This is a genomic window from Alphaproteobacteria bacterium (genome assembly GCA_024244705.1).
Taxonomy (GTDB): Bacteria; Pseudomonadota; Alphaproteobacteria; order JAAEOK01; family JAAEOK01; genus JAAEOK01.
In genome coordinates this window covers 47,643-73,683 of the sequence record JAAEOK010000088.1, presented here as the reverse complement: position 1 = coordinate 73,683, position 26,041 = coordinate 47,643, and the positions used below count along the sequence as shown (strand labels likewise).

Genomic DNA, 26,041 nt, shown 5'->3' with positions numbered 1-26,041 from the left:
GACGGGCTACTTGTACATCGTTTGAGCTTTGGTCCCCGGTGCGTATTCCTTGGGGTCGACCCAAATATTGACGACCGCCGATTTGCCGCTCGATTGAACGGCCTCGCGGGCACGCAGCAAGGCGGGGGCGATTTCGGCCGGGTCGCGGACTTCCTCGCCATGGCCACCGAGCATTTCAGCGAAGGTGCCGAAGGGGACGTCGCCGAGGAGATTGCCGACACTGCCCCGCTGCTCGCCGTATTTCGATATCTGGCCGTAGCGGATCTGGTTCATCGCCGAATTGTTGCCGATGACCGCGATATAGGGTGCATGGAACCGGTTGGCGGTTTCCATGTCGAAGGCGGTCATACCGAATGAACCATCGCCATAGTAGCACATGACCTCCTTCGACGGGTGGGCGAGTTTGGTCGCCATCGCGAAGGACGTGCCGACGCCGAGCGTGCCGAGCGGACCGGGATCCATCCAGTGTCCGGGCCGCCGCGGTTGCACGGCCTGCGCGCTGATGGTGACGACGTCGCCGCCGTCGCCGATGTAGACCGTGTTGTCGGTCAGGAACTCGTTGATCTCCCAGGCCACGCGGTAGGGGTGGATCGGCGAGCTGTCGGAAAGGAACAGGGGCATCAGCTTTTCGGTGCGCACCGCCTCTTCGGCGCGCAACTCGTCCATCCACCCGGTCCGATTGTCGGCACCGGTCGAGATGCGTCCCGTGGCCGCCTGGGTGACCGCGGCGAGAATGGCACCCGGATCGCCGACCAAGCCGAGAGAGATATCCCGGTTCTTGCCGACGGTGCGGTAGTCCATATCGATCTGAACGACCGTCGCGTCCTCGCGCAAACGACGGCCGTACCCCATGCGGAAATCGAACGGGGTGCCGACGATGACGATAACGTCGGCCTTGTCGAAAGCAGTGCGGCGGGTGCGATTGAAATAATGAGGATCGCCCGGCGGCAGGGTGCCACGCGCCGCGCCGTTCATATAAGCCGGAATGTTGAGCGTGCGGACCAGCTCGATTGCCGCGTCGGTTCCGCCGCAGGTCTGTACCTGGGTGCCAAGCAGGATGCACGGACGCTTCGACGCGACCAGTATGTCGGCGAGCATCTCGACATCGTTGGGGTCGCCGATCGATTTGGTCGACGCACGATAGTGACCCGGCGCCGGAATGCGCGCATTGGCGATGTCGATCTCGCGATCGAGGACATCGCGCGGGATTTCAAGGTAGGACGGCCCCGGAGCGCCGTTGAAGCATTCCCGCGCCGCCATCGACACCATGTCCGCGGCGCGCTCGGTGCTCGGCACCGTCGCCGCGAATTTCGTGATCGGTGACATGATATCGACGTGGGGAAGGTCCTGAAGCGAGCCCATCTTGTGCTGGGTCAGCGCGCCTTGGCCGCCGATATGCAGCACCGGGCTTTCGGCACGAAAGGCGTTGGCGATGCCTGTGATCGCGTTGGTGCATCCGGGTCCCGCCGTCGTCACCACGCAGCCCAACTTGCCGGTTTGTCGCGCATAGCCGTCGGCGGCATGGGCCGCCACCTGTTCGTGGCGAACGTCGATAATACGGATGTCCTCGTCGACGCAGCCATCGTAGATGTCGATGATATGCCCGCCGCACAGCGTAAAGATCGTATCCACGCCCTCGTTCTTGAGGGCCTTGGCGACGAGGTGTCCGCCGGAAATGATGCTCTCGTCGGCGCTTTTCTTCGCCAGCGTATCGACGGCTGTCACTGACATGATAAATCCTCCTTGATTGCTCGAAACCGATGCACGGCGTTCGTTAGTCGAGCTCGATATTCCTTTCGACATGGGCCAGCAGGTTGAGCGTGTGCTCGCGAACCAGCCGCGCGGCGAGCTCCGTATCGCGGCTTTCGAGCGCTTCGATGATGTTCATGTGATCGATGATCGAACGATTGGCCCGATTGTCTTCCGAGATCGTCCGCGCCCGGATCGCCCGCATATGGATGAACAGCCCGGCCGCGATGTCCTTCAGCAGCTGGCAGTCGCTCAGATTGAGAATCGCCTGGTGAAACTCGATATTGGTTTCTGAGTATTCGTCGATGTGGGCCTGGATATGATCGTTCTCGAAAGTGGCGAACATGTCGCGTAGCGAGCGGATATCGGCATCCGAGGCATTCTTCGTAATAAGCCGCGCCGCCATGCTTTCGAGCGCGGCCCAGACGGTAATCATTTCGAGAATCTCGGCCTTGGTCTTGCGCACGATGTAGACGCCGCGTCGCGGCACGATGCGCACCAAGCCTTCCTGCTCGAGGCGCGCCAGCGCTTCGCGGATCGGCGTGCGGCTGATGGTCAGCCGCTCCGATAATTCCCGTTCGTCGAGGCGCAGCTCGGCCTCCGGATCGTAGATGTTCATCGACGTGATGGCGATCTTCAGGGACTCGTAGATCTTGTCCTTGAGGCTGAAGTTGCCATCGATCGGCTGGACATCGAGTCGCGCAGTTTGCATGCCCGTTTCACACTTGGTTGGTATTGCCCGTGACGTCGATGACGGCGCCGCGGGCGTGGTTATTGTCTGTGGTATACCATACTCCAAATACCAGATACCCCACAATCGCCCTGGCGCCGACCGGACCGATCAACGCACCATTCCGGGGACCGGTTGGTCGATATCCTAGCGGTCGTCATCGGTCTGGTTTCCCGCCGCCGCCGCGCGGGCCCGCGCCCGCTTGCGCCGCATATCGAGGATCAGCGGGTAGACGAAAAGCAAGACCGCCAAGGCCATGATGGTGCCCGACAGCGGCCGGACGAAAAATATCGTCGGATCGCCATGGGAGCCGATCAGCGTCTGCCGAAACGCCTTTTCCGCCAGCGGACCGAGGACGATCGCCAGGACCGCGGGCGCCATCGGATAATTGAGTTTACGCAGCAGATAGCCGCCGACGCCGAAACCGATGATCATCCAGACATCGTGCATCGTCTGGGTCGGCGCATAGCCGCCGATGAGGCAAAGCATGAAGATGATCGGCGCCAGGATCGTGAACGGCATCTTCAGCACCCAGATAAATATCGGGATGAAGGCCAGGTTGATGATCAGGGTGAAGAGATTGGCGGCATAGAGACTGGCGATCAGTCCCCAGACGAATTCCTGCTGATCGATGAACAGCATCGGACCGGGTTCGAGGCCCCAGATGATCATCCCCCCGAGCAGGATGGCGGTGGTCGGCGAGCCGGGGATGCCGAGAGTCAGCATGGGCAGCATGGAGCCCGTGCTGGCGGCGTTGTTGGCGCATTCCGGCGCGACCACGCCGTTGATCTCGCCTTTGCCGTAATTCTCCGGGTGCTTGGACATGCTCTTCGTCATACCGTAGGCCATCAACGACCCCGGGGTGGCGCCGGCCGCCGGCAGGATGCCGACGAAGTAACCGAGGCCGGAGCTCAAGACCATCGTTTTCAGACTGCCCCTGAGCGACCGGATCGCCTCCCAAAGCCGCTTGATGGTAAATCTGTGCTGGGCGATCTGCACGTCGCCCCGGCTGCTGTCCATGGTCCACAACATCTCGCCGATGCCGTAGATCCCGATCGCCAGCACGAGGAAGGAGATGCCCTTATAGAACCCCGGTATGTCGCCGAATATGAGCCGCGGATCGCCGCTGATAATGTCGAGACCGACGGCGCTGAAAACAAGGCCGAGGAAGATCGACACCAGAGTTTTCGGGATGTCGTCGCCGCCCAACCCGATAAAAGTGGCGAACGCCAGCATCATCAGGGCGAATTCTTCGGGCGGACCGAACTTGAGCGCGAAGTCGGCCAGCGGCGGGGCGAACAGCGTGAACAACACGACCGAGATCGTACCGCCGACGAAGGACGCGACAGCGGCGGCAACCAGGGCCCGGTCGGCCAATCCCTTCAAGGCCATGGGTCGTCCGTCGAAAGTCGTGGCGACGGCCGTCGAAGCGCCGGGGATACCGAGCATGATCGAACTGATCGCGCCGCCGTACATCGCGCCGTAATAGATCGCGGCCAGGAAGATGACGGCGGCGGTCGGCGGGACGAAAAACGTGACCGGAAGCAGGATGGCGACGCCGTTGACCGAGCCCAGGCCGGGCATCGCCCCGACCAGCAGGCCGACGGTGACGCCCAGGACCATAAGCGCCAGATTGAGCGGGCCGAAGGCGACGGCGAAGCCGCCGCCGAGTTGTGCCAAGACTTCCATCTAAGAAACGGACCCCAGGTTGAGCGATCCCTTCATCCGGTCGCGGTGACATGGCACGACCGTTCGGCGTCCCGGCCGCGGCCGGCGGGTGGGATCAGAAGAAGAACGCATAGAGCGGATAGAACAGCGGTTCGGTGATTCCCTTCGGCAGCAGAATCTTCAGCCCGACCTCGAAGAACATGAACGTTCCGATCGGCATCGCGATCGCCAGCGCCAGTGCCGTCCTCCAGCTGTGGCGGCCGACGAAGCGGACGTAGAAAATGAAAAACAAGGGCAGGGCGACATATACCCCGACGAAATGAAACAGCGCCGCCATGGCGGTGATCGAGCCGGCCGAAATGGCAAACAGCTTGATCCGCGCAAAGTCCATATAGGGCTCGGTCGAGCGCGATTCCGGTGTGATCCCCTTGGCCGCCCGGATGATGATGACGATCGAACAGATCAGAATGCCGAGCGAAAGCCAGAACGGGAAGGCGCCGCCACCCGGGCCGCGGTCGGTTTCCCAACCGATCGGCAGCTTGGCGCTTTCGTACATCAGGTAGAGGGAGAGCAGCGCGAGCGCTCCGGCCATGACGAACTCAGCCGCCCTCACCGCCGCCTCTCCCTCACCTGACTTAAGGACCGGCGCTAGGCAGTCAGTCGATCTCGCCCGTCGACTTCAGCAATGCGCGGTGCTTTTCACGCTCGTCGTTGAAATAGGACATCAGGTCGTCGCCGGTCAGCCAGGCACGGTTGAGGGCCTTGCTGTCGGTATATTCCTGCCATTCCGGTGAGTCGTTGACCTTCTGGAAGACCTCTTCGTAAAAGGCCTGCGCGTCGGCCGGGATACCGCCGGGAGCGACGACGCTGCGCTGCATGTAGTACACCATATCGTCCTTGCCGAGCTCGCCGAAGGTTGGCACGTCCGGGAACACAGCGATGCGTTCGGGAGTAAACGCGGCAATCGGCCGCGATTTGCCGGCCTCGTAGAAGCCGAGTTGCTCGGACGGGTTGTTCACCGTCGAATTGACGTGACCGCCGACGAGGTTCTTGGCAACCGTGCCTCCGCCTTTGAAGGGGACGTAGGTGTGCCCGATCCCATACGCATTCTCGAGCATCGCCGTGACCAGGGAGTCTTCCTGCCCGGTGCCGGTGCCGCCCATCTTCCAGTTGTCGGCGCCCGTTGCTTTGACCGCCGCGACGTAATCCTCAACGGAGTTGATGTCGGTGTCCGAGTTTACCCACAGGACAAACGTGTCTTCGGCCAGCCGAGCAACCGGCGTGAAGTCCATGATATCGACACCGATCCCGGGATTGCGCAACGGCGTCGTGTAGAGGCTGTTGAGCGTCGCCATGATGACGTGCGGGTCGCCTTCCTTGTCCTTGAGATAGCGCAGGGCCTCGGCGCCCGATCCGCCGCCCTTATTGATCGGGATGAACGGCTGGTTCGAGAAGTCGTTCTTTTCGATGATGCTCTGGATCAACCGTGCCAAACGGTCGGCACCGCCGCCCTGACCGGCCATGATCACAAACTCGACCGGCTTCTGCGGCTGCCATTCGGCGGCCGCGGTCTGCGGGAGCCCGATAGCGCCGAGCCCGAGCCCGGCCGCCAGGCCAAAGGCCAGAATCGTCCGACTAATAGATTGCATGATTTCCTCCCTTTATGAGTGCGTAGGTCATTTTATGGTTAATTGGTCGAGAAGCGACCCGTTAATCCGCGATCGTCAGTATTGGTCGAATGTACATGGTCGCTGGTATACCAGCAGCGAAGATAGCTTCATTCCTGGGGACCTGTACAGCCCAAATGTGCGCCGGTCCCGAGGGCCACTGCCAGCACCTTTTGCATTGCAGCGACGCGTCCAAAAAAGTCTGAAAACTAGCCGGTTCGTAATTGTGCATTGCAATATCTATGCCGATTGAGTTGGCCGCTGTTTGACGCTCTTGCGCCATCGCGCGGAATAATTCCGCGGCCGATTCGCGTGACGATCGTGGACGATGTCGTACCGTCGCGCTCCGATCCGAGCGCCGGGGTCTCAGTGCGTGGCGTCGGCCGCCAACACCCGGCACAGGTCCTCGGGCGTGGTGAAATCAATCCGTGGATGTCGAAATGGCACCCATTGGAAGCGCTGGTAAAACGTCCGGCCGGGATGGGGCGGGCCCGCGTAATCGTAACCTGCCAAGGGGCGAAAGCATTCCCGGCCGGTGCCGACATGGCCGAGATTTCCTTTCTCCGATGCATAAAGCGATAGCGCGGAGCGCTTGCGGGCGGCTTCGTCCGGCGTCAGGTCGAGGCTGATCTCGTCGCCGGCGGGATCGATGAACGTTTGGCAACGAACGGTGCCGCCGGCAAAATTGTACTCGGCGAATTCCCAGACCTCGGCCCCGGATTCGATTCGCGACGCGATGAAGTTAGCAGCGTCGTGATCCTGATGCCCACCTTCATAGGCGGGCACCCAGAGCACGTCGATTTGGTGGCGATCGACGAGCGCCATGATTGCGCGCCGGGTGTCCGCGAGGTGAAGGCGCAGCGCGCGGGTGGGGATTTCACGGAACTCCAACGGTTCGATCGCCAACTGTTTCGCGGCGGCGATCGCCTCGGCACGGCGCCGGCCGACAAGATTGCCGTGGCGGTGCCGCTGCCACGGCCACAGAACATCCGGCGCCGGCACGCCCGTCGTCAGGTATGTCACGTGAACGCGCGCGCCCCGCGCCCGGGCCCGGCCGATCGCGGCCGCGCAGCCGACCACCTCATCGTCCGGGTGCGGCGCCAGAATCAATATTTGCCGGCCAAACATTCGAGTGACTAGTCGTCCTCTGACCCGGACTGTCCCGTAGCCGCCTGGCGCCATAGGTGAACAAGATCGTTTGCCAAGATGTCGTCCCACGATGGTAACGACGTCTCGGCCGCCAACCGCGCCTCGCGTCCCATGGCGGTCATTCGCTCCGGGTGGCGGACCAAATCCGAAATTGCCGACGTCCAGTTTTCGGTCTCTGCGCCATCGATGACGATGCCCGTGCGGCCGTCTTCCAAGAGGCGCCCCATTCGGCTACCGGAGCTCACAACGGGGACGATGCCGGATGCCATGGCTTCCGGTACGACATTCGCAAAAACCTCGATCTCGGACGGCATCGCCAGAATATCGGCACTGGCGAAGACCTTGGGCATGAGGTCAGCGGTGACGAACCCAGGCGCGGTCACATGGTCGCCAAGCCGATCGATCACGAGTTGCCGATCGGGACCGCGGCCGGCGCAGAACAGATGGATGGGAAGACCGGAATCGACCATGCCGCGAACTGTCTCGGCGAGAGTCAGAATGCGTTTGCCGCTGTCGAGACGGCCGACAAAAAGCACGATGACGCGGTCGACGGGAACGCCGAAGGTATCGCGCAGCCACTCCCGGTCCCTTTGACACGGATGGAATTGCGACCGGTCGATACCGCGTCCCAGGACATGGACGCTTCGGTTCGGGCGCGCTGCCCGCAGCCGCAGGCATTCGTCCTCCGTGGCCACCAACGAATGCGTCGACTGTATCTGATGGCGCTCGAGTTTGTTCCGCATGTTCCGTTCCAACCGCCGGTCGAGCTGCAGCCGATCGAGCAAGATGCGGGAGCCGACTCCGTCGCCGAACAAGCGGTTGATCATCTGCCGCGTATACACCCGCGTGTAGCTTGGCGTGTCGGTATGAACGGAGTTGACCAGCGGGATCGACTTGCGGCGGGCCAACCTAGCGCCGGTCCGCGCAAAGGCGAAGAAGCCATCCGTGGTATGGATCACGTCGACGTCCGAAATGCAGCGCGCGACATCCGGATGATAGGGGCTGAGGTCGGTGTGGTCCGGGATATGACCGAGGAACGGTAGCCGAGCCGTGCTGAACACCGACCGATGAATGCGGAAACGGACGTTTTCGGAAAGATCCACAACGCGCTCGGAAGTCCCGGAAAAATGCACGGTCAAATCGAGATCGCTCCGCCTGGTAGCGGCGTGTGCAAGGCGTTCCCAGCACTTCACATGTCCGCCGGCGAGGGGCGACCAAATCAAGTCGACGAGCACCGCCACCCGCAGCCGTTCGCCAGAGACCCCCGTGTCGCGTGACTTGTGATGCACGCTTCGCGTATCCCCTGTTTCAGCGGGCTGCCACTTCACCTTTGGGCGCTTTGCACCCGTTGCCAGTGGACCCCCTGGCTTCTGCACGATCTGGATCATTTCTTGAAACGCTGATTTCCAGAACAACTCATAGTGCATTGATTTTCGGTGTTTGTCATGCCCCTGTTAGGCCCGGGGGAGGGTATAAAGGGGGGCGAATTGACCGTCCGCGGCCGCGGTACCTTCGGCATCGTCCCGGGGCGCATTGCTCTGTTAGACGGCGATCCTCATCCTTCCCGGCCGCTCCAGGCACCGAGCAGCTTCGGCAGATCCCCGTAGCGGGCGATGAGCCCGAAGACGAGGATCGCGACACCGACAAACAACACCGCCACCGAGGCCATCACCGGCGTGTAGCCATAGCGCAGGCTGTTGAAGATCTTGATCGGCAGCGTCTCGACCGTAAAGCCTGCGACCATGTAGGCGACGATGTATTCGTTGAGGCTGAGCACGAAGGCAAAGGCGTAGCCGGAGATGATGTAGGGACGAACCAGCGGTAACACCACGGTGCGGAACACGGTACGGTCATTTGCACCCATGGTACGGGCCGCTTCCAGCACCTGCTCGTCGATCGATTCGAGGCCGAGTGATATCATCACCAAAGGCAAGGTGACGAAAAAGATGCCGTGCGAGATCAAGGTCGCCAGCATGCTGCCGTAGAACCCGGCGTGAATCCAAAAAATCAAGAACCCCAATGCGGTGATGACCGGCGGCAGCATGAAAGGCGCGATGCCAAGACCGAACAATGCCTTGGCGTACGGGGTGCGATGGCGCCAAACGAAATAGGCCAAGGGCAGCGCGATCGAGATCGCCAACAATCCCGAACCGGTCGCGATCACGAGGCTGTTCTTGACTGCGTTGAGCCAATCCGATTGGACAAAAATCTCGCCGTACCATTGCAGCGAGAATCCCTTGGGCGGAAAGAGGAGTTGTTTTTGCTCGTTGAGCGAAACCCCGGCAACCACGACCAGCGGCGCGGCAAGGATCGCGATGACCGCGCCCATGAACAGATTGCGGAACAGTTTGCTCATCGCGTCGCCTCCTGCTCGCGGCCGATCATCAGCGTGATTGCGACCAGAGCGAGGCTCACCAGCATCAGGAAGATCGCCAACGCCGCCGCGAACGGCACGTTCGACTGGAAGATCGCCTGATCGGTGATCAACACGGAAAGCGTCCAATGCTGGGGCCGTCCCAGCACTTGGGGCAGTAGATATGCGCCCAGGGTGAACACGAAAACCATGATGATGGCGCCAATGATGGTGTTTCGCAGGGCCGGGACGACGACGGTGAAGAACGTTCGCACCGGGGATGCGCCCAACATCCGCGCCGCCTCGGGCAGTTCGGGATCGAGCCGCGATAGGGTCGGGTAGAGGACCAGCACGGTATAGGGAAAGCCGAGATAACAGAGCCCGATCAACAATGCGCCGAGCCCCGGGGTCCACGACGTCGGCTGCTCCATCAGTCCGAGCCAGACCAGCAGGTTCGACACGCCGGCGGTGCGCGACAACAGGGTCGACCACGAGAACCCGATGATCACCTCGGACAGCGACAGGACGGCGAGGATGAAGACCAGGATCGGAACCTGTCGACGGCGACGCATTCGGGTCAGATGATAGGTGAAGGGAAAGGCGATCACCGTCGAGATGAGGGCGGCGAAGGCCGCGGCGAACAACGAGAAGCCGAGCACCCGGACGAAGAAAGTTGTGAAGAATCGGGTGTAGTTCTCGAGTTGAAAGGCGGGCTCGAAGAGCGCGCCGTCGACCCGTGCGTAGAAGCTGGTCGCCAGCATGATGCCGAAGGGAATGACGAAGAAGACGGCTAACATCAGCGCCGGATAGACGAGGACGCTGATATGGCGCGCGCCGGGCGCGGTTCGCGCGCTCATCGCGGCAAGACCACGCACGCCGCCGCCGGCAATTCAACGATGACCGTGTCGCCGAGGTCGGCCGCCGGCCGTGATTTCGGCGGTGTGATGGCGAGAACCACGAAGCGGTCGCAATCGACGGTGATTTCGACGCTTGCGCCGACATCGCGAATGAAAGAGACGCGGCCGGCCAGCTGATTGCGTCCCGCGCTCTCGGCGGCAAGGATGTGCACCTCCTCGGGCCGAATAGAGATGGCCACGGGGTCGTTTTCGGCGAAGCGCTGACCTTCGATAGCGACCTCGATTATCGGTCCGCCGATGTCGATGGCGCCGCCGCCGGAGACCGTGCCGTGGATCAGGTTGCTGGTGCCGATAAAGTCGGCGACGAAGGTATTGGCCGGCTGGCGGTAGATTGCCAACGGGTCCCCGGCCTGATGAACCCGCCCATGCTCCATCACCACCACGATGTCGGCCATGGTCATCGCCTCGCGCTGGTCATGGGTGACGACGATAGTCGTCACGCCGAGACGCTGTTGAAGCTGACGCAGTTCGACTTGCATGGTTTCGCGCAGGTTGGCGTCGAGAGCGGAGAGCGGCTCGTCGAGGAGGAAAAGCGCCGGGTCCAGCGCCAAGGCGCGGGCGATCGCCACGCGCTGACGCTGGCCGCCGGAAAGCTGGGCGATACTGCGTGCGCCGAGCCCCGGGAGCTGGACGAGGTCGAGCAGTTCCTCGACCCGCTTCTCGCGGGTTGCGGCATCGGTCCCGCGAATCCGCAACGGATAGCCAATATTGTCGGCGACGTTTAAATGGGGGAACAGCGCCAGCGATTGAAACACCATGCCGAAACCGCGCTGGTGGGCCGGGACATGGGTCAGATCTTTTCCGTCGAGCCTGATTTCTCCCCGCGTCGGCGCCTCAAGGCCGGCGATGAGCCGCAACAGGGTCGTCTTGCCGCAACCGGATGGTCCGAGCAGGCAGACGAAGGTGCCGTGGGGAATTTCAAGGTCGACGTCGGCGACGGCTTGCAGGGCGCCGAATGACTTGCCGACTCCAATAAGGCTCAAGCCGGACATGCGTCTCCCCTCTTGGAGCACGGGAGCCCCTGGTCGGGATCCCGGCCCGCCGCCATGCCGTAGCGGAAGGAACAGGCCGGCGGCGTCACCGCCGGCCCCTCCGATTTAGCCCGCGATCATTTCGGTCCAGGTCTGGTTCAGCCAAGTGTCGCGCTCGGCATACATGTCATAGCGCGGGATGATCGGCGTGATGTCGCTGGCGACGGCGGCAAATTCCTCCGACGTCAAATCGAGCAGGCTGCGCTTGACGGTGGGGGCGGTGCCGACGTTGCGGGCCAGGCTCGCCTGGATTTCCGGGCGGCACATGTAGTTGATGAAGATCTCCGCCTGCTCGATCTTGTCGGACGCTTTCGACACCGACCACGAACCGGAATCGAGAACGCCGCCTTCCTCGGGGAACGTCGAGCGCACGGGGTTTCCGGTCGCCGCCGCGAGTCCCGTGACATCGTGATAATACTGCCCCATCGGAATCTCTCCGGTTTCCAACGCCTGTTGGAATTGGCCTTCGTCGCGAAACCAAAGTTTTACGTTGGGTTTGACCTCGGCGAGCTTGTCGAAGACCTTTTCGATCCCTTCCTCGCTGCTGAGAATATCGGTGCCGCCGAACCAGGTCCGGGCGGTGATTTCGAGCAAGAACGAGTTGCTGACCAAGGCCAACAGGCCGAGGCGATCGCGATTCGAGTCGTCCCACAACGCCTTCCAGGACGCAGGCGGATCGGGATAGACGTCGGTATTGGTGACCAGGGTGATGTACCACGACACCGCGCCGATGCCGGCGATCGTACCGTCGGGATAGCGTTGCACGAAATTCGGCAGGCAGTTTTCGATATTGGGCATCTTGGCCTCGTCGAGCGGGGCCCACAACTTGCTCTTCTCGCCCTTGGCGCGGGCGACCTGTGCCATCATCGAAACGTCCGCCGGCGCCCGTCCGGCGCGCGCTGCCGCTTCCAACTGGACCAGCCAGGCCTCACCGGTCGGCTCGGCGATCGACTCGATCTCGATCCCGGTCTCCTTGAAGAAATCCGGATAGATGTATTTGTCGAAGGAATCCTTGAAGTAGCCGCCATAGGTGCCGACCTTGAGAACCTCGGCCGCCTTGACGTGGATGGCCGGTATGCCGATCGCGGCCACCGCGACCAGGCCGCCTGCGCCCTGTATCAACCAGCGACGGCTGATCGGGCCTGCTTTCTTGGTTGTCACAATAGTCTTCGCTTTCATGGATTTCGTTCCTCGCTGATCGAATGAGCTTTCGCCACCATTGGCCGACTCGGTTAAGCTGTCGGTCTTTACGCCTCGGATCTTCGGCCCGGCAACGACAGCATCAGCACCAATAACACTCCTGTATTGATTTTGGCGTTGATCCGAGGCCATTTGCCATGTCCAAATCTCGGCCGTCGGGGCGGACCCGCGCCGCGGCAGAAACAAGGGTGTGGAGCACATGACTAACTCGGATGATGCGTCCTCGGATGTGGGGCCCCCGCGCGGATTTTCGCCATCGGAGTTCGAATCCCGTCTAACCCGCGCCAGTCGCCTGATGCGCGAGGCCGAGATCGATGCGTTGTTCGTAACCACCGAGCCCAATGTCCGCTATTTCACCGGCTTCGACACCCAGTTTTGGGCCAGTCCGACGCGGCCATGGTTCGTAGTTATCCCGGCCAATGCGGCGCCGATCGCGGTCATCCCCGAGATCGGCGCACGCGGAATGGAGATTGCCGGTATCGACGATATTCGCACCTGGCCGGCGCCGCGGCCGGAGGATGACGGTATCTCATTGCTCGGTGCGGCACTCGCCGAGGTCGGCAACCGCTATGGCCGGATCGGCGCGACGTTGGGACCCGAATCGCATTTGCGTATGCCGCCGGACGACTTTGGCCGTCTTCGCGACGCGCTCCGCCCGATCGAGGTGGTCAACGCGACGGCGATCATGCGAGCGCTGCGCGGCGTCAAATCGCCCGCCGAGATCGACAAGGTCCGCCATATCTGCCGGCTCGCATCGGAATCGTTCACGGCGCTGGAAACGTCCCTCGAGATCGGCGACAGCGAACGCGCCGCATGCCGCAAGATGCGCATCGACCTGCTCGAACGGGGCGCCGATACCTCGCCCTACTTGATGGGCGTGTCCGGCCCCGGCGGCTATGACAACATCATCATGGGACCGACCGACCGCCGAATTATGGCCGGCGATGTGCTGATCATCGACACCGGCACCACGTTCGACGGCTACTACTGCGATTTCGACCGCAACTTCGCGTTCGGCGCGGTCGACGATGCGGCACGGCGCGCCCACGACGTGGTCTATCGCGCCACCGACGCCGGTATCGCCGCGGCGCGGCCCGGCGCGACCACAAGCGACTTGTGGGCGGCGATGAACTCGGTTCTCGAGGCCGGCGGCGCGCTTGGAAACAATGTCGGCCGCCTCGGTCACGGCCTCGGACTACAGCTGACCGAATGGCCGTCCAACCGGCCCGGCGACGACACGCCCCTGGTGCCGGGCATGGTGCTGACCATCGAGCCGGGGATGGAATTCGCCCCCGGCAAGATGATGGTGCACGAGGAGAACATCGTCGTCACGGACGGCGACGCGGAGTTGCTGTCCGTTCGCGCCGCGCCGGAGATGGCGGTCATTTCGTGAACTTGCCTGGCTAACAAATCGAACGGATCAATCCGCGCTCCGTTTCGCCGGCGCCGACCGGCCGTCGAACACGTCGAGCCGCCGGTAGTCAAGCCGGCGAGGATTTTCATCGCGTTGCTTCGGACGCATGGTCCCGGTTGCTGCACGGGCCGGCCAGACGGTTTTCGTCGTACCGGGTCAACGTCACCGCCGACCGTCGGCGGCAAGCGGATTGTCTCCCTGGACAAGATCGGGGCATGCTGTCCTGCGGAGGTCGGTTTCACATCGGGGATCCGGGTCGATTCTCGTCTCACCTCGGCGGGCCACTACGATGAGAGAGAAGCACTCGACGTCGATATTGATATGCTTCGACAACGCCTATGCGCCGGCGGCGAGTGTCATGCTGACCTCCTTGTTCCTGAACAACGGACATCTCGACATCGACCTATACGCGATCACGGCGGGTCTCAGCTCCGATAGCTTGGAAGCGCTCGATCACCTGTGCCAGTCCTTCCAGCGTAGGATCGAATTCATCGAGATCGATCGCCAAGAGTACGACCACCTCAAGGCATCGGACCATTTTTCCCAAGCGACCTACTTCAGGGTGTTCGGGCCCGACAAGATAGCGGCGGACAGAATACTCTATCACGACGTCGATCTGATCGTCCAAGCCGACTTGGCACCGCTCCTCGATTGTGACCTGGATGGCAAGCTCTTCGCCGCGGCCTTGGACAACAATGTAAAGCCCGATCGTCGCGATGCGCTCGCGCTCGTCGCCGGGGAACCCTACGTCAATGCCGGGGTGCTGTTGATCGATGCGGTTCGATGGCGGCACGAGAACGTCGCGGCCCGGCTCGTCGATTACTACAGGCGAAACGAGAGCAAGATCCGATGGGCCGACCAGGACATGATCAACGGTTGCCTCCAGGGAGATAAGCTAGTCCTCGACCAGAAGTGGAACGTGCTTTATGGCGACCTCATCAACGACCGGATGCGGCTTCCCGATTTCGACACCGACTCCTTTCGCGGCATCTTTCATTTCAACACGGTGGAAAAACCCTGGTTCCAATGGGCGCGATATCCCTATAGGACACTCTACGAAAAATATGCGGCGGTCGCTCCGATCAGAATGACGGAAGTTACCGAGTCCGGATTCCGCGCACGGAAGCGGCGGATTCGGCGCTTCAAACGCCGTGCGCGCCGGAGATCTACTTAAACGACGCGCCGCGCGGTGTCGGACCCACCTGGGAAATCGAGTGTAATGGGAGCGGTCGATAAGATAGGCGCGGCGCTGGAGACGGCGGTCATTTTCTGACACTGCCGCTCCAACAAATACGGCAGGCTAATCGGTGTCCGGCTTGGTGGCGGCCGACCTGCCGTCGCGCACGTCGAGCCGACGGTAGTCGGGCAGGCGGTCTTCGAGAAAGGAGTAGGTCTTTCGCGCCTCGACGATCCGGGCCCGGTCGATCTCGAAACTCGCGAAGGTCTCTTCTTTGGGCAGCATGATTTCCGGCGCCGTCTCGTCGACCCAAGGCGGGCAGAAGATCGACGAGCCGTAATCGTCGCCGGCCCGGTTGAGGCTGAGCATGTAGGCTTGGTTTTCCAATGCCCGGGTGACGACGAAATGGCGCCAGCTGTAATAGGACCGGTCGACGAAATAGGCGCCGCAATGGAGGATCAGCTCGACGCCGTAATCGACGCACAGCATGCGCGCGAGTTCCGGGATGCGAATGTCGTAGCAGATGATCGGCGCCATCCGGATGCCGGCGATCTCGAACAGGAAGACATGCCGCCCGCGCGTGAAATAATCCTTTTCCGGGGACGCTCCGTAATGAGCGATATGCATCTTGTCGAAATGGCCGACCCGGCTGCCGTTGGCATCGACGACGACCTGCGAGATGTGAAAGCCCTCGTCTCCGATGCGCGGTATGCCGTAACAGATGGCGACACTCAGTTCGCGGGCAGCGCGTCCGAAGACTTCGAACGAATGGCCGTCCAGATCCTCTGAGAGCTGGTCGAGATTGTCGAAGGCGCGGCGCGAATATTCGATCGACGACAGTTCCGGCAGCACCACGAGGTCCGCTGGCTCCTGGGCCTGTTTGGCGGAAATCTTCTCGATCGTGTCGTCGAGAAACGACGATCGCTGCGCGGCCGTGGTGATCTCCGGGATTTCGATCTGGCAGGCGAGGACCTTCATGACGGGTTCGCTTGAGGCGCGGCGTCGTCGGCACTCTCCATGCGCACAGTCGCGCCGGCGTTGATCGCCTTCAGCGCGACGACATCGTCGATCGCCTGGGCCCAGATGTTGCAGGGACTGGCGAGCCGGATTTCATCGCCCTCGGAAATCGGCGTCGGGCCGAACCCGATGGCCACCGCGTCACCGTCGGGCCAGTAGGCGATTTCGCCGGCCTCGACCACCGAACGTGCATCGCTTTCGCGGCCGATCCGGCATGGCGTCGAAAAATAGACCTCGTCGCCCCAGGTCATGGCGCGCGATTCGAATGGCAAGGCATTCCAGATGGCATCGGCCGTCGGCGTGTCCAAGAGCATGGCTCCGATCACGATGTCGTCGCAGTGAATTCGTATCCGTCTTGCCATTGCCCGGTTCGATGCGAAAGGGTTCAATCAGAATGGTTCAATCCGGCGCGCCATCGCTCTAGTCTAACGGTGGAAACGAAAGGGAGCCAAGGATGACAGTTTCGCGCCTGGCGGCGGCGACCGCCGCGATCATGCTTTTGGGGCTCACCGCGGAGGCCGCCGACGAGCCGTCGCCCGCGGCCCGAACCTTTTTCGATAGCTGCATGGGCAGCGCCGGCAGCACCGAAGAATTCTGCCGCTGCGGCGTCGGACACTACGAACGGAAATTGTCGGCGCAGGAGTTTTCGCTGGTCGCCGCGATCTCGGCCCAGGTGGCGGCGGGCCAGAAGGCGGCGTTCGACGCCGAGGCCGACCGTCTCGGCCTGACCGCGGCGGAAAAGGACGCCGCCTTGGCGCATATCGGCGACGCGGCGAAGGGCGCGGCTTTGGCCTGCGATCCGCTGATCAAGAAATAAGTACCAGTGGGCCCACATTTTAGTTCGAAGCGGATATCACGCGGATCAATTCTCCCCCAGTAGCTAATTTCCAATAGACGCCGTAGCCTATGGCCGGGAAGGATAAGAGATGCAACGTCGGCTTGCGGCGATTCTTGCTACCGATATGGTCGGTTATTCACGGCTTATGGGGTCCGCCGAAGAAGACACGATTGCGCGCCAGAAGGCGCATCGCTCTGAACTATTCGACCCCCTGATCTCCGCGCACCACGGGCGTATCGTCAAGACCACCGGCGACGGTTTGTTGGTGGAATTTGCCAGCGTTGTTGATGCCGTCAAATGCGCCGTGGCCGTACAGAAGGGTATTGCGGAGCGCGAGGCCGAATTGCCTCAGGAGCACCGCATCCAATACCGAATGGGCATCAATCTGGGCGACATCGTGATTAACGGCGATGATATCCTGGGTGATGGCGTGAACGTCGCGGCGCGGCTCGAGGGCCTCGCCGAGCCGAGTGGGATCTGCGTCAGCGCCACGGTGCACGAGCACGTTGGCGATAGGCTTCCGATTGGCTTTGCCGACTTGGGCGAGCTCAAGGTAAAGAACATCGCCCGACCGATACGAGCCTATAAGGTTCTCGCTGCAAACGAGACGTCCGATACAGCATCCCCGGGAACGGCGGAAGTAATGCTCAAGCGACCGGCGGTGGCTGTTCTGCCATTCGCCAACATGAGCGGTGACGCCGAGCAAGAGTATTTCTCCGATGGGCTCACCGAGGAAATCATCACCGCGCTCGCTCTTTGGCGGTCATTTCCGGTGATCGCCCGGAACTCCAGCTTTGCCTACAAGGGCAAGGCTGTGGACGTGAAGCAGATCGGCCGTGAACTCGAGGCGCGCTATGTTCTCGAAGGCAGCGTGCGCAGGAGCGGAAACCGTGTCCGGGTCACCGCGCAGCTTATCGACACAACTGGCGGCCATCATGTCTGGGTCGAAAAGCTTGAAGGGGAATTGGACGACGTTTTCCTGCTCCAGGATGAGCTTACCCATAGAATCGCCGCGAATTTGGAACCGGCAATCGGAAAGGCCGAACTCGCGCATTCAAGGGCAAAGCCGCCGGACAATCTGGATGCGTGGGACTATTTTTTACGGGGACGGTCAAGGCTCCACGAGTTCACGCATGAGGGCCATGTCGAAGCCCGGAAGATGTTTACGCGCGCGATCGAGCTCAACCCGAATTATTGCGAAGCATTTGCCAACCTGGCCTGGACGTATTCGCGCGATTTGTTGCTCGAATATACGGAAGACCGGAAAGGCTCTATTGCGAAACTCCACGAGGCGGCCCGGCAGGCGGTGGCGCTCAATGACGAATCCTCATTGGCGCACCACCTCCTGAGCACTGCCTATCTCTGGCGTGACGAGTTGGATCTTGCGATTGCCGAGGGGCGACGGGCGGTGGCGCTCAACCCGAGCGACGCGGATAGTCGGCACGCGCTCGGCAACAAACTCGATCTCGTCGGAGATGCCGAGGGAATTGTTCTGATGGAGCAAGCCCAACGGCTCAATCCGAAGGATCCGCAGAGGCACATGCAATTGTCTTTCCTGGCCCGCGCTTATTTGAACGCTGGCCGGTACGAGGAGTCGGTGGAAACGGCAAGAACGGCCGTCCAATGGCGGCCGGATTACCCCAATGCTCATTATGTCTTGGCGGTGGGCTTGGGCCATCTGGACCGCGAAAAGGAGGCCCGCGCCGAGCTCGACGAATGCGAAAGGCTTCATCCGGGATTTGTCGAAATACGGAAGGACTGGCGACCTTATCGCGACGCCAACAGCAATCAGAACTTGCGCGAAGGTCGCAGGAAAGCAGGTTTGGCGTAGTATCTCGGGCGGATATTTAGAGCCTTACTCTGACTATTCCGAGGCGTGTCGGAGCGGCGAAGTCACCATTGTATGATTGGCGCGTTGCGGCGCGGTTGACGTGGTTACGGGCCGCGCTTCACGGATATTCGGTGGCGCGAACGGTTGCCAGGACCTTGTGCAGGGCCTCGATCAGCACCCGGTGCTCGTCTTCGGTCAGGCCGTCGACCGCGACCCGATAGTGACGCATGGCGATCGGCATGATGCGGTCGAAGGTCGCGCGGCCGGCATCGGTCATGAACACCTCGGCGATACGCGCGTCGCCCGGCGCCTGCCGCCGTTCGACGAGACGCGCCTGCGCCATGCGGTCGACGATCCGCGACAGCGTCGATTGTTCGGTGATCGTATAGACCGACAGTTCGCCGATGCTGCGGCCGTCCTTGACGTGCAGCACCGCCAGCACGCGCCAATAGGGCAGGGTGACGCCGATCGTTCGCAGCTCTTCGCTCAGATCCGTGTTGAGCCGGTTCGAGATCCGGTTGAGCAGGTAGGGCAGGAAGTCGTCGAGCGACAAATCGTCGGCGAGCAGGCGATGGTCGGGATCGTTGCGCGGGCTCATCGGCGCATCACCGAGGGCAGCCAGGTGGCGGCTTCGGGGACCAGCGCGATCAGGGCCAGTACGATCAGTTCCAGGACGATAAACGGCGCCGCCGCGCGATAAACTTGGCCCATGGAGATCTCGGGTGGCGCCACCCCCTTCATCACATAAAGCAGGAGACCGAAGGGCGGCGTCGTGAAACTGATCTCCATCACGATCAGCATCAGGACGCCGAACCACAGCAAGTCGATGCCGATCGTCGTCGCCAATGGAATGAAGAAGGGCAGGGTGATCATGATCATACTCACCTGGTCCATGAAGGCGCCGAGGAACAACAATATGCCGAGCATCGCCAGCAGCAGGATGATCGGATCGGCGCCGACGCCGCCGATGACTTCGAGCAGGCCGTTGGTGGCGCCCGAAAAGGCGAGGATCTGCGAGAACGTGATCGAGCCGGCGATGATGAACAGGATCATCACCGAAATCTTCGCCGTCTCCATCAGCGCGCGGACCAAGTTTTCCCGGGTCACGGCGCCGTAAAGGACGGCGGCGATGAACGAGGCGGAACAGCCCAGCGCCGCCGATTCCGTCGGCGTCGCCCAACCGGCGAGGATCGAGCCGACGACTACCGCGAAGATGCCGAACAGCGGCACCACGTAGACCAGGAACGGCCGCCACCGGTCCCACGCATTCAGTTCCTCGACATCGTAGGCCGGCGCCAGATCGGGGCGCAGCCAGCTCCGTCCGCTGACATAGCCGAGGAAGGCCAGGCTCATGATCAGGCCGGGGATGATTCCCGCCATCAGCAGGCCGGCGATCGAGATCCCGGCGAGGCTGCCGAGCAGAACCGCCAGCGCCGAGGGCGGGATCAGCATGGCGATGCTGCCGGTGGCCATGATCGGGCCCATCGCCATGGTCGGGTGGTAACCGCGCCTCAGCATTTCGGGCATCAGCACCGAACCGAGGACGGCGGTGTTGGCAATCGTCGACCCCGACAGCGAGGAAAACACCGTGCCGCCGACCACGGAAACGATCGAAAGCCGCCCCGGCAGGCGCGTGAACAGGCGGTCGATGGCGTTGATCGCCTTCAACGCGACGCCGGTATGAAAGAGGATTTCGCCCATCAGCAGGAACAGCGGTATCGGCACCAAGGCGAAGCTGTTGACCGAGGCCATCGAATTGCGGGTCATCTGGGTCAGACCCGCTTCGCCGCCGAGAAAGACGAAGGCGCCGACCGCATTGACCGCGAAGAAGGCGAAGGCGACCGGCAGGCCGATCGCCATAAGCAGGCAGATCAGACCAAGCATCAGGACGAGGGCGGCATACCATTCCATGATTTTCGCCGCCGCCCGTCAGAGTCCGTCGGTCATGCGATTCTTCATGTCGCCGCCGGCGATCCATGTGCGTCGCAGACGGCGGGCGAACTCGATCGCGAGCAACACTCCGGCGAACGGCATGACCGCCAACAATGGCCATTCGGGGATGACCAATTCCTTGTAGATGAGCCGGCTGCCGCCGAGGGAGATCGAGGTCGCGTTCAGGCTGTACCAGGCGAAGGTCGCGCAGGTCGCCATTCCGATCAGGTCGGCGGCCAATTCCATGACCGTCGCCATCGGTTTGGGCGCGACATTGACGAAGACATCGACACGCACATGGGCGGCCCGGTTCAGCACCCAGGGCGCGGCCAGAAACGTGGCGACGTAAATGACGTATTCCGCCACTTCCAGCAACCACGGGAAATTCAGGATGCCGGCATTGCGGAGGACAATATCGACGGTGATCGCGAACGCCAAAAGCGCCAGGGTGGATCCGGCAAGTAGGCCGCAAAGGGCCAATAACCGATCGTAGACGGCGGCCACGCTATTGCCCATCGCATGAAATCGCGGTGACGCGGATGGGCCCGGCGAGGGCCGAGCCCATCCCTGGTGCGCCTATCGGGTCAGCAGCTCTTGCAGCTTTGGACCGTTTTCCGGGTTCGCCTCGATAAAGGCTTTCCACCCTTCATCCTTGGCCATCTGCAGGTATTGCGCGCCGGCATCGCCCGAAAACGTGATGGTCTCGATCCCGACATCGGCCTGTCTCGCCAGCTCGGTGTCGTTGACCGCCATGTCCTCTTCGCACAGCGATTCCATCCACAACGCGGCATCCATGATCACCGCCTTCTGCTCGTCGTTGAGGCTGTTCCACTTTTCCAGGTTCATGATGACCTCGACCGATGCGCGATAGAAGGGCGGGTCGACGCGATAGCCGGTGACCTCGTGCCAGCCGAGATCGAGCACGCCCTGGGTCGGCCAGCCATAGCCGTCGACAGTGCCGCTTTCGAGGGCGGTGTAAACCTCGCCCGGCGCCGTGCGCAGCAATTCGGCCCCCATCGCCGCGAAGAACGCGCGATAGATCGGGGTCACGCGGATCTTGTAGCCGGTCAAATCGGGCTTGCCGATCGGATCGGCATTCTTGCCGAGATAGAGGTGGAACGGCACGCAGTCCTTCTGGCGCGCGATGTGCTGGGCATTCATCTTCTCGTTGTGGAGCTGATTCATGAACGCCCAGGCACCGTTCTCGCGCTCTTCCGAAATCGTGTATTCGGACAGCTTGATGGCGTCGCCCTCGGGCAACAGCGTCGTATAGAACGCGCTCGCCACATTGGCGATATCGACCGTGCCGCCCTGGATGGCGTTGCCGACTTCGAACGGGCTCATGACCTTGCCGCCGCCGCCGATATAGTCGATTTGGACGACGCCCTTGCCGGTCTCATTGACCTTGTCGACGAAGCGTTCGAAGTTCTTGGTGAAGGTCGTCCCGTCGGCGAAGGCGCTCATGCCTCGTATCGTGACTTCCTCGGCGGTTGCCATGCCGGCGAGCGACGCAGCGGCGACGGCCGTCGCCGCGAACAGTGCGGGTGTCAATTTCATGCGGCTTTTCCTCCCTGGTCGTGACTAGGCGCGGCCGGATGGCCGGACCCGTCTCTATTGATTGACGCAACTCCATGCACATTAGCGTCCGAAAGCGCCGCCTTCAATTCGAAGCCTTCGGGATCGGCGAGGGCGGCGTCACGTGCTTGCTTGACCGCGGCCGTCGCCGGGGCGCCGCCGGCTTGCGCCAGCGCGGGTTCGATGACGGTGTCCACGATGGCGGCGTAGTTCTCCCGGCCGCGCCGATAGGTGTCGCCGTAGCCCTTCAGCAGGCGCGCGCATTCGGCGATTTCGACGGCGAGGTCGGAGGAGAACTCGGCGCCGGCGCAGACCATGTCCAACCAGTTCTCGATCGCCGCGCTCTCTTCGGTGAAGCGCAGTGACGTCCGGCGAAAGCGGCGCATCCGGGACAGCAGCCACAGCCGGGCAAACCCGCCGAAGCGGTCGGTGCGGATGCGCATCGAGCGCTGCCACCGTTCGTGGCCGCCGAATCGCCGGGTAAGATCGCTGACCATGCGGCCGAGACGGGCGGGAAGGATCGCCGCGACCTCTTCCGGGCTCGGTTTGAGAAATTCGGTGATACGCACCGGCTCGCCCGGCTTCGCGCCGACCTCTTGCCGCATCTTTTCGATGCGCTCGGGCCGGATCTTCAGCTCGGCGACGCGGATGACGTCCTCGTAGCTCATCCATAGCGCCAAGTGCCGCGCGGTCTCCCGGCTCAATCGATATCCGGTGTCGGGAGAATCATGAATGAGAACGCGCTGCAGGCGTTCGACATACAGCCTGGCGTAGTCCCCGTCCTGGTAGTCGAGCAGTCGCCGAACACCCTGGTGCGCGATCTCTCTGACCTCGAGTGGTAATCCGTCGCAGGTAGCTGCAACGTCTCCCGGGATCTCGCGGTCGGTTATCGTTGCCGGCGCGGGCGATTGCTCGGGCGCAGGCGAGCTGCCGGCAACCCGGGCTATCCCCGCGCGAAAGCCGTTGAGATTGGCCTCGACCGCAATCCCGCTGTTCCGGATCGCCGCCTCGTAGCGGTCATGTGGGATGGGCAGGGTATCGCTGCCGGCGATGACGCCGAGGATCACCGCATTGATCGCCGCGCCCTCGGCCGCCGCGATCGCCGCCAAATCGCCGAGGATCGGGCGCCGCGCCAAGGCATCCGCGGCGGCCAAGATCCGGTCGGTGTCGAACCGGCCATCACCCATCGCCGACTTTTCCGCGATCGAATAGATACGGTGGGTCGAGGCGATCAGGCACGTCCGGTCGGGGCTCACGAAACCGGCCTCGATCGCCCGTCCGGCCTCGAGAAGTTCGGAGGCGACCATGACGTCGATGTGCCCGGGGCTCGGATAAAGCGCCATCACCGGCCGGCGCGCCGACCCATCCTGCGGCTCCGGATAGATCTCGATGTAATAGGTCGTCGCACCGGTGCGCTGGGCGACGCCCGGGATCGACGTGCTCTGGACCGGAAATCCTTCCGCTTCGGCAGCGCCGACGATCCAGTCGGTGAGGACGCCGCCGCCTTCGCCGCCGAGGGCGGCAATCAGGATGCAATGGGGAAGCGGCCCGCTCATGCCGGCGCTTCGCCCTGAAGCCAGCCGATCATGCGGCGATGGAGCCGATCCAGCCACAGGTCGCGGGCACCCGGGTTTTGCACGATTTCGGCCTGGTAGAAGGACGGGCACAGCGCGGCCGCATCGGCGACTTCGCCGCACAATCCACAGCCGACGCAGCTGTTGTCGACATGGGCGACCGGGTCGCGGCGCAGCGGATCGGGGTTGGGCTTGACCGTCAGCGACGGGCACCCGGACAAGCGAATACAAGAATGGTCGCCGGTGCAGATCGCCTCGTCGACGCCGAAACGGGTGCGCACCACGCGTGCGCCGGCGGCGAGTTTTTTGCGGATCAGCGGCTTCAGCCGGCGTTGCCGGGCGAGTTGGCATTCGCTCTCGGCGATGATGACCTTGAGTCCCTTTTCCGCCGTCGTCATCGCCTCCTTCAGCGCGCGTTTCATGGCGCCGACCCGATAGGTGGTGACCGTCTTGAGCCAGCGCACGCCGACGCCGCGGAGCGCGCCACGGATGGTCTGGCTGGTCGGCTGGTTGGCGAAGTTCTTGCCCGAAGACGGGATGTATTGCTGACCGGTGGCCGAGCTGTAGCCGTTGTTCATGATCACCAGAACGCCGTCGGTGCGGTTGAAGACGGCGCTGGCGACGCCGCTGGTCAGGCCGTTATGCCAAAAGCCGCCGTCGCCCATGATGCTGACCACGCGTTTGTCGAACGCGGGCGCGACCGCGGCGGCGCTGGCCAGGCCAAGGCCATAGCCGAGCACGGAATTGCCAAGGTTGAAGGGCGGCAGCGTCGAGAAGGTATGGCAGCCGATATCGGCGGCGATGTGGATCTTGCCGAGATCGCGTTCGACCAGCTTGAGGGCGCTGAACACCGGCCGCTCGGGACAGCCGGTGCAGAATGCGGGGGGCCGCTTGGGCACTGCCGTGCCCAACAGCTCCGCAGCCTTGGCCTTGATTTCGGTGACCCGGTCGACCGCGGCGGCGACCGGCACCAGGTCGATTCCGGCCGGCACGCTGCCTTCGAGGTAGGCGGCCAGGCCGCGCAGCAGAACCTCACCCGTATACTCGCCGGCGAGCGGCAGGACGTCCTTGCCGACCACTTTGGCCGCCACCTCGTGGCGGCGGAGAAGCGCGTTGATCGCCTCTTCGAGGAAGGCCGGCTGGCCTTCCTCGACGACCAGGACGGTTCTCTTGTCGGCACAGAATGCGGCAATTTCGTCGGGTACCAAAGGGTAGGTGACGTTAAGCGCTAATATCGGCACGCGGGCCGCGCCGAACGCGTCGGCCAGGTCCAATTGCTGCAAGGCGCGGATGACCGAATTGTAGAGCCCGCCCTGAAGTATGATCCCGACCCCGTCGAGATCGCCCGGGAATACCTCGTTGAGGCGGTTGGCGCGGACGAACTCGACCGCCGCCGGGTAGCGCTGCTCGACCTTATGCTTTTCCTGGCTGTAGGTCGCCGGCGGCAGGCAGATGCGGTCGTAATCGAAATCGGGCGCGCTCAGGACATCGTTCCGCGACACCGCCGGCCGGCGGTTATCCTTGCAGACGAAACTTCCGTAAACGTGGCAGGCGCGAATCCGGAACTCCATCATCACCGGCGTGTTGCTGACCTCCGACAATTCGAAAGCGCGTTCCACCAGCTCGACGATCTTGGGATGGTGCGGCCGCGGGTCCAGGAGCCACAGCTGCGATTTCATGGCGAAGGCGTGACTGCGTTCCTGGATGATGCTCGAGCCTTCGCCGTAATCCTCGCCGAGGACGATGACGGTGCCGCCCTTCACGCCCGCCGAGGCAAGGTTCGACAGCGCATCGGAGGCGACGTTGGTGCCGACCGTCGACTTCCACACCACGGCGCCGCGCATGGGATAGTTGATCGACGCGGCGCACATCGCTGCCGCGCCGGCCTCACTGCCGCAGGCCTCGAAATGGATGCCGTACTCGTCGAGGATTTCGCGCGCATCCGCCATCACGTCGATGAGGTGGGAGACGGGCGCGCCCTGGTAGCCGCCGACATAGCTGACCCCCGACTGCAGCAGGGCCTTGGTAATGGCGAGAATGCCCTCGCCCTCGAAGACCTCGCCGTCGCCGAGCTTGAGCATTTCGACCTCGCGGGCGAAGGAGCGCTCCATGGTTCGCGGCACCGTCCGGCAATTTATATGAATTTACATATAATCCCCATCGGCGATCCGAGGTCAAGGCCAATAGCGGGGGATGACGCGACGGCGGAACCGTGCCGC

At 62.6% G+C, this 26,041-nt stretch carries 23 protein-coding genes; 4 read left to right on the top strand and 19 right to left on the bottom strand.

Annotated features, from left to right (window positions below):
- Positions 1-6: 6 nt before the first annotated feature.
- The 11 genes from GY791_17410 to GY791_17360 all read right to left on the bottom strand — a co-directional run bounded on the left by GY791_17410 (position 7) and on the right by GY791_17360 (position 12,443).
- The gene (locus GY791_17410; protein ID MCP4330205.1) at positions 7-1,731 is read right to left on the bottom strand and encodes a thiamine pyrophosphate-binding protein; all 1,725 of its coding nucleotides are present in this window, start codon (positions 1,729-1,731) and stop codon (positions 7-9) included.
- Between the two features lie 43 nt (positions 1,732-1,774).
- Positions 1,775-2,461 (bottom strand): GntR family transcriptional regulator, encoded by a 687-nt coding sequence (locus tag GY791_17405; protein MCP4330204.1) that lies wholly within the window; start codon positions 2,459-2,461, stop codon positions 1,775-1,777.
- A gap of 165 nt (positions 2,462-2,626) precedes the next feature.
- Complete coding sequence (locus GY791_17400) at positions 2,627-4,168, bottom strand: tripartite tricarboxylate transporter permease (protein ID MCP4330203.1); 1,542 nt, start codon at positions 4,166-4,168, stop codon at positions 2,627-2,629.
- A 94-nt stretch (positions 4,169-4,262) separates the two neighbouring features.
- On the bottom strand, positions 4,263-4,760 hold the full coding sequence (locus GY791_17395) for a tripartite tricarboxylate transporter TctB family protein (protein ID MCP4330202.1): 498 nt from the start codon (positions 4,758-4,760) through the stop codon (positions 4,263-4,265).
- Between the two features lie 43 nt (positions 4,761-4,803).
- A complete protein-coding gene (locus GY791_17390; protein ID MCP4330201.1) occupies positions 4,804-5,796 on the bottom strand; it encodes a tripartite tricarboxylate transporter substrate binding protein in 993 nt (330 codons plus the stop codon).
- A gap of 384 nt (positions 5,797-6,180) precedes the next feature.
- Positions 6,181-6,942, bottom strand: a complete 762-nt coding sequence (locus GY791_17385) for a PIG-L family deacetylase (protein ID MCP4330200.1) — start codon at positions 6,940-6,942, stop codon at positions 6,181-6,183.
- Positions 6,943-6,950: 8 nt separating this feature from the next.
- Positions 6,951-8,252 (bottom strand): glycosyltransferase, encoded by a 1,302-nt coding sequence (locus GY791_17380; GenBank protein ID MCP4330199.1) that lies wholly within the window; start codon positions 8,250-8,252, stop codon positions 6,951-6,953.
- A 266-nt stretch (positions 8,253-8,518) separates the two neighbouring features.
- The gene (locus GY791_17375) at positions 8,519-9,319 is read right to left on the bottom strand and encodes an ABC transporter permease (GenBank protein MCP4330198.1); all 801 of its coding nucleotides are present in this window, start codon (positions 9,317-9,319) and stop codon (positions 8,519-8,521) included.
- A complete protein-coding gene (locus tag GY791_17370) occupies positions 9,316-10,173 on the bottom strand; it encodes an ABC transporter permease (protein MCP4330197.1) in 858 nt (285 codons plus the stop codon). The genes GY791_17375 and GY791_17370 overlap by 4 nt, the downstream gene beginning before the upstream one ends.
- Positions 10,170-11,225, bottom strand: coding sequence for an ABC transporter ATP-binding protein (locus tag GY791_17365; protein MCP4330196.1), 1,056 nt, complete (start codon positions 11,223-11,225; stop codon positions 10,170-10,172). The genes GY791_17370 and GY791_17365 overlap by 4 nt, the downstream gene beginning before the upstream one ends.
- 105 nt (positions 11,226-11,330) lie before the next feature.
- Complete coding sequence (locus GY791_17360; GenBank protein MCP4330195.1) at positions 11,331-12,443, bottom strand: extracellular solute-binding protein; 1,113 nt, start codon at positions 12,441-12,443, stop codon at positions 11,331-11,333.
- Between the two features lie 220 nt (positions 12,444-12,663).
- On the opposite strand from GY791_17360, the gene GY791_17355 reads away from it, so the two are divergent.
- The gene (locus tag GY791_17355; protein MCP4330194.1) at positions 12,664-13,857 is read left to right on the top strand and encodes an aminopeptidase P family protein; all 1,194 of its coding nucleotides are present in this window, start codon (positions 12,664-12,666) and stop codon (positions 13,855-13,857) included.
- Between the two features lie 310 nt (positions 13,858-14,167).
- Positions 14,168-15,052, top strand: a complete 885-nt coding sequence (locus GY791_17350) for a glycosyltransferase family 8 protein (protein ID MCP4330193.1) — start codon at positions 14,168-14,170, stop codon at positions 15,050-15,052.
- 126 nt (positions 15,053-15,178) lie between these two features.
- Here the strand turns inward: GY791_17350 and GY791_17345 are convergent, their stop codons facing one another.
- Both GY791_17345 and GY791_17340 read right to left on the bottom strand, forming a co-directional pair.
- A complete protein-coding gene (locus GY791_17345) occupies positions 15,179-16,033 on the bottom strand; it encodes a carbon-nitrogen hydrolase family protein (protein ID MCP4330192.1) in 855 nt (284 codons plus the stop codon).
- Positions 16,030-16,434: a hypothetical protein gene (locus tag GY791_17340; protein ID MCP4330191.1), complete on the bottom strand. Its 405-nt coding sequence runs from the start codon at positions 16,432-16,434 to the stop codon at positions 16,030-16,032. The genes GY791_17345 and GY791_17340 overlap by 4 nt, the downstream gene beginning before the upstream one ends.
- 92 nt (positions 16,435-16,526) lie before the next feature.
- Between GY791_17340 and GY791_17335 the strand changes: the two genes are divergently transcribed.
- Both GY791_17335 and GY791_17330 read left to right on the top strand, forming a co-directional pair.
- Positions 16,527-16,889 carry a hypothetical protein gene (locus GY791_17335; protein MCP4330190.1) on the top strand — a complete coding sequence of 121 codons (363 nt, stop codon included), beginning with the start codon at positions 16,527-16,529 and terminating at the stop codon, positions 16,887-16,889.
- Positions 16,890-17,055: 166 nt separating this feature from the next.
- Positions 17,056-18,741 carry an adenylate/guanylate cyclase domain-containing protein gene (locus GY791_17330; protein ID MCP4330189.1) on the top strand — a complete coding sequence of 562 codons (1,686 nt, stop codon included), beginning with the start codon at positions 17,056-17,058 and terminating at the stop codon, positions 18,739-18,741.
- A gap of 118 nt (positions 18,742-18,859) precedes the next feature.
- On the opposite strand, the gene GY791_17325 is transcribed toward GY791_17330, so the two are convergent.
- Genes GY791_17325 through GY791_17300 form a run of 6 tightly spaced genes read right to left on the bottom strand, consistent with a single transcriptional unit; the run spans position 18,860 to position 25,933 of the window.
- Positions 18,860-19,339 carry a MarR family transcriptional regulator gene (locus tag GY791_17325; protein MCP4330188.1) on the bottom strand — a complete coding sequence of 160 codons (480 nt, stop codon included), beginning with the start codon at positions 19,337-19,339 and terminating at the stop codon, positions 18,860-18,862.
- Positions 19,336-20,652, bottom strand: a complete 1,317-nt coding sequence (locus GY791_17320) for a TRAP transporter large permease (GenBank protein MCP4330187.1) — start codon at positions 20,650-20,652, stop codon at positions 19,336-19,338. The genes GY791_17325 and GY791_17320 overlap by 4 nt, the downstream gene beginning before the upstream one ends.
- Before the next feature lie 18 nt (positions 20,653-20,670).
- Positions 20,671-21,189 carry a TRAP transporter small permease gene (locus GY791_17315; protein ID MCP4330186.1) on the bottom strand — a complete coding sequence of 173 codons (519 nt, stop codon included), beginning with the start codon at positions 21,187-21,189 and terminating at the stop codon, positions 20,671-20,673.
- Positions 21,190-21,249: 60 nt separating this feature from the next.
- The gene (locus GY791_17310) at positions 21,250-22,170 is read right to left on the bottom strand and encodes an ABC transporter substrate-binding protein (protein MCP4330185.1); all 921 of its coding nucleotides are present in this window, start codon (positions 22,168-22,170) and stop codon (positions 21,250-21,252) included.
- A 56-nt stretch (positions 22,171-22,226) separates the two neighbouring features.
- The gene (locus GY791_17305) at positions 22,227-23,804 is read right to left on the bottom strand and encodes an indolepyruvate oxidoreductase subunit beta family protein (GenBank protein MCP4330184.1); all 1,578 of its coding nucleotides are present in this window, start codon (positions 23,802-23,804) and stop codon (positions 22,227-22,229) included.
- A complete protein-coding gene (locus tag GY791_17300; GenBank protein MCP4330183.1) occupies positions 23,801-25,933 on the bottom strand; it encodes an indolepyruvate ferredoxin oxidoreductase subunit alpha in 2,133 nt (710 codons plus the stop codon). The genes GY791_17305 and GY791_17300 overlap by 4 nt, the downstream gene beginning before the upstream one ends.
- Positions 25,934-26,041: the final 108 nt, after the last annotated feature.